This window comes from Halobacterium sp. CBA1126, assembly GCF_009741975.1.
In the GTDB taxonomy this organism is placed as follows: domain Archaea; phylum Halobacteriota; class Halobacteria; order Halobacteriales; family Halobacteriaceae; genus Halobacterium.
In genome coordinates, this window is record NZ_WPCF01000146.1 from 1 (window position 1) to 4,895 (window position 4,895).

3 protein-coding genes and 1 pseudogene are annotated in these 4,895 nt (G+C 67.6%); all 4 read right to left on the reverse strand.

The genetic code is table 11. The annotated features are described in order from the left end of the window. The coding region (locus tag GJ634_RS14065) for an ABC transporter ATP-binding protein (RefSeq protein WP_157503494.1) at nucleotides 1-488 on the reverse strand (488 nt) is incomplete at its 3' end. Further along, a pseudogene (locus GJ634_RS14070) lies at nucleotides 488-1,971 on the reverse strand (ABC transporter permease). The pseudogene GJ634_RS14070 and the gene GJ634_RS14065, both read right to left, overlap by 1 nt. Nucleotides 1,972-1,974: 3 nt before the next feature. Next, entirely contained in the window at nucleotides 1,975-2,991 is a 1,017-nt protein-coding gene (locus tag GJ634_RS14075; protein WP_157503495.1) for an ABC transporter permease, read from the reverse strand. A gap of 155 nt (nucleotides 2,992-3,146) precedes the next feature. Next, nucleotides 3,147-4,895: ABC transporter substrate-binding protein (locus tag GJ634_RS14080; RefSeq protein ID WP_157503496.1), on the reverse strand; the 1,749-nt coding region annotated here is incomplete at its 5' end.

The following is a 4,895-nucleotide window of genomic DNA, read 5'->3' on the forward strand; positions in this document are numbered from 1 at the left end:
GAGAACTCGTGGGGGTACTCGTCGATGCGGCGCGGCGCGTCCGGGATGCCGACGTCCTCGAGCAGTTCGACGGCGGCCTCGGTGGCCTCCCGGCCGCGCAGCCCCTGGTGGAGCCGCAGCGACTCCTTGATCTGGTTGCCGACCGTGTAGACGGGGTTCAGCGACGTCAGCGGGTCCTGGAACACCATCGCGATCTCGCCGCCGCGGACCTGCTGCCACTCCTTCTCCGTGTTGTCGGTCAGCTCCTCGCCCTTGTACTCGATGGAGCCGCCGACGACGCGGCCGGGGCTGTCGATCAGCCCCATGATGGAGCGGGCGGTCACGGACTTCCCGGAGCCGGACTCCCCGACGACGCCGACGGACTCCCCGCGGCGGACGTCGAAGCTCACGCCGTCGACCGCGCGAACCGTCTCCTTGTCCGTGAAGAACACCGTCTGCAGGTTCTCCACCTGCAGGAGCGGCGCGTCGTCGTCCCGCCGGGCGCTCATCACGCACCACCCCCGGCGGCCGCGGCCTCGCCGGACGCGTCGCCGTCGCCCCCGGCCTTCGGGTCGAGGGCGTCGCGCACGCCGTCGCCGAACGCGTTGAACCCGAGCACGAGCAGCGTGATGGCGGTGCCGGGCAGGATGGAGATGTGCCAGGACTGCGTCGTGACGAGGTTCTGCCCCATCGCGATGGCGCGGCCCCACTCGGGGGTCGGCGACGTCACGCCGAGACCGAGGAACGACAGCCCCGCGGCGCCGATGATGTACCCGCCCAGCGACATCGAGAGGTAGATGAGCAGGTAGCTGACCACGAACGGCGCGACGTGTTTCGAGACGATGCGCCGCGGCTTCTCGCCGAACCCCTCGGCGGCCGTGATCCACTCGTTCTCCACGATCTGCAGCGAGGGGCCGCGTATGGAGCGCCACAGCCCCATCCACCCCCAGACGCCGAACAGCAGCGCCAACAGGAACGCCCCGCTGTAGATCTCCATGAGCCAGTGGCCGCGGAGCACGTAGATGAGCATGATGAGCACGAGCAGCCGCGGCATCGCGGAGAACGCGTCGCTGGTCACCACCGCGGTCATGTCCGCGAGCCCCTTGTAGTACGACGTCAGCAGCGCGAGCGCGAGCGCGATGCCGCCCGCGATGGCGGACGCCATGAGGCCGATGAACAGCGAGATGCGGGCGCCGTAGGACATGAACGTGAACAGGTCCTTCCCGTTCGGCAGCGTCCCCGCGGGGTGGAACCGGTCGAACTTGTCGTACGTCCACGGCCCGACGTTGTTCTGCTGGCCGTCGGAGGTCGAGCCGATGTTCGCCTTCCCCGCGTTATCGTCTGGAGGCCGCCGGCCTCGGCGTCGTAGTGCGTGACGTTGTGGCCGTACGGCTGCATGATGTTGTGTTCCTGCGTGACCGGGCTGACCGTCGGCGCGAACGCCGCCATCACGAGGAAGACCGCGACGACCACGAGGCCGAACTCGCCCCACGTGTGGCCGCGGAACCGGTCGACGACGTCGTCGGTGGGCGTCCAGTCGGCGTACCGGTAGTGCCGGCGGAAGACGAGGTAGCCCCGCCACGTCCAGTAGAGGAAGGCGAACGCGTACGCGTAGACGAGGCCGACGCGCAGCAGCCACGCGTGCTTCGGTTCGAGGCCGAGGAACGTCTCCTGCCAGCCCTCGCCGGGGACGTGGTAGCCCTGGTTGGGAATCCACTCACGGCTGAGCAGCGTCGGTAGGCTGGCGACGGCGTCGCCCGCGGCCGCGAACACGGCCGCTATCGACGCGAAGACGTCGCCGAGCACGGGGACGGTGGTGGCGATGGCGCCGACCGGGACGTCCCACGGGACGGCCATGACGGCGCCGGCAAGTGCGCCGAGTTCTGCGAGGACGAGGACGGCCATCACCGCGCCCCAGCGGACGGCGGGCGTCGGGTTCTCTCTGATTCGCTGTGCGAGCGTGGAGTCAACCTGGTCGGTTTCGCGTTGCATGTGTTAGCCCTCGCTCTCGAACCCGACACGGGGGTCGACGACCGTGTACAGGAAGTCCTGGAGGATGTTCAAGCCCACGAGCAACAGGATGAACAGGAACATCAGCGCGCCGGACAGCGGCAGGTCGCCGCTGGTCACCGCGTTGAAGAACAGCCACCCGATGCCGTTGATGCCGAACACCGTCTCCACGAGCACGGAGCCGCCGACGAGGATGCCGGCCTCCGCGGTGATGACGGGAATCAGGGGGATGAGCGCGTTCCGGAAGATGTGCTTCCAGACGATGGTGCGGCCGGGCAGCCCCTTCGCGCGCGCCATCTCGACGTAGTTGGAGTTCTTCGCCTCGAGGAACGCGGTCCGGCCGATGCGCATCTCGTTGCCCATCGACGCGGACCCGAGCACCAGCGACGCCGGGAGGACGAGCTTCGACGCCTGCAGGAAGTTCTCGAAGTTCCAGAGGTTCTCCATCTCGGGCGCGCCGGCGACGTTCGTGGAGACGACGAAGTTCTCCCAGTTGAACCCCAGCATGTACTGCTCGGACTGGGAGAGCACCATCATCAACAGCACGGCGAGCCAGAAGTTCGGCATGGCGCGCCAGACGATGCCGCCGAACGACGCCGAGTAGTCGCCGAGCGTGTTCGGGTTGAGGCCGGCGTAGAACCCCAGCGGGATGCCGACGAACAGCGGCAGCAGGATGGCCCACGCGCCCATCAGGATGGTGCGGGGCGCGAAGTTCAGGATGACCTCGTAGGCGGGCGTGTTCGGCTGGACGACCCACGAGTTCCCGAGGTCGAACGTGAACATGTTGACGATGAAGTCCACGTACTGCTCCCACAGCGGCTGGTTCATGCCGAGCTGTTCGTGCACTTGCTGGATGCGCTCCGCCGTCGCCTGCTGGCCGACGATGGCCGCCGCGGGGTCGACCGGGCCCGCGTAAATGATGAGGAACGTCAGCGACGTCCCGAAGAGTATCACGGGGATGGAGAGCACCAGGCGCTTCGCGAAGTATGTCCACCGGCTCATGGGCGTAATCGACGAGTTGTGTGGCTCGTTCGCATCTTTCTATACGAATTTGCTCTTTTAGGTCTTGCGTTCTGGTGAATCGTGCGCCGGAGCCACGCCCTCTCCGGTGCGAAAACGCGCGCTCCCGGCGGTGGAGAGCGAGCGGGAGCGGGCCGCTACTGGTACTCGCCGCGGTCGCCGATCTCGGTGCGGTGGCTCTTCATCCGGGACGGGCCCATCGCACCGAAGCGCGGCTCGTCCACCCACTCGTAGCTGTAGCTCTGCTCGATGTTGTGCAGCGCCGGGATGAGAACGGCGTCGTTCCAGTTCGCCCGCTCCATCTCGAGGTAGGCCTCCTGCCGGGTCTCTGCGGCGTCCTCGCCGAGCCCGAGGTTGTTCTCGACGGTGTTCCACGCCTCCTCGGCGTCCGCCGCGTGGTCGCCGGTCTCCTCGGACCACTGGAAGTACGTGGCGCCGCCGTCCTGGAAGAACGTGTTCGGCGGGTTGATGAGCGTGAGGAAGTTGTCCGCCCCCGGGTAGTCGGCGATCCAGCCGAGGAAGTACAGCTCGAACTTCCCGTCGCGGCCGCGGTTGATGAACGTGCTCCCGTCGGCGGTGCGCAGCTCCAGCTCGATGTGGGCCTGCTGGAGCTTGTCGCGCAGCAGCGAGTACGCGTCCTCGCCGTACGCCGAGGCCGTCGCCGACGACATGTCGAACGCGAGGTCGAACGTGTCGTTGGGGCCGTAGCCGGCGTCCTCCATGACCTGCCGGGCCTGGTCGATGCGGGTCTCGCCGACGCCGTACGGGTAGTCGGACTTGAGCTCGTCGTAGTTCTCCGCGCCGCCCGGGAACAGCGCCGGCGGCGTGAAGAAGTACGCCGGCTGGGTCGGCGTGGAGATGATCTCGGTGTTGATGGTCTCCTGGTTCATCGCGTACGCGACGGCCTGCCGGACGGGCTTGGGCACCTGCGAGGTGTTGAACCCGTAGTAGAACGTCGACAGGGACGCCACCTCGTAGTACTTGGCCGTCATGCCGTTCGGCTCGAACGGCCCGTAGGTGCCGTACTGGCGGCCGCGCTCGTCGGTCCCCTCGAAGTCACGCAGCTCGGGGTCGTACCGCGAGGACGGGATGTACGGGCTGTCCGCGTTGACGTTCGACGTCGCGTACGTGTACGCCGCGTTCGAGGAGGTGAACACGGAGTAGTCCAGCCCCTCGTTCAGAATCTCCTCGCCGTGGTAGTCGTCGCGGGCGTCGAGGCTGACGCGGGTCGCCTCGCTCCACTCGGTGAGGACGTACGGGCCGGCGCCGACCGGCTCCTCGGAGGCGAACGTGTCGTAGTCCATCTCGCCGTCGTACCCCTCGATGTCCCCGACGATGCCCTCGGGAATCGGGACGAACGAGGAGTACGCGATGAGCTCGAGGGCCGCGTAGAACGGCTCCGAGAGGGTGACCTCGAGCTCGTAGTCGCCGAGCGCTTCGACCTCCATGCTCTTCGGGACGTACTCCTCGTTGCCCTCGTCGTCGGTCTCCGTCTCGTGGGCGACGCCGAGCGTGTCGAGGATGAACCCCGAGCGGTTGGAGTTCTCGGAGGCGGCCAGCCGCTCCCACGAGTAGACGACGTCGTCGGCGGTGACCTCGTCGCCGTTGTTGTACGTGGCGCCCTCCTTCAGCTGGAAGGTGATGGTGGTGCCGTCCTCGGAGACCGTGTAGTCCTCCGCGAGGAGGGTCTCGACGTTGACCGTCCCGTTCTCGTAGTTGGTCAGCCCGTCGAAGATCTCCTGGATGTGCGTGCCGGACGTGGTGTCGGTCGCGTAGACCGGGTCCAGCGAGTCCGCCGTGCCGATCTGGCGGCCGCGGTACCGGTCCTCGTCGTTGCGTTCGGTCGTCGTCCCCGTCGGCCCTCCGTCGCCGTCGTCACCGTCGCC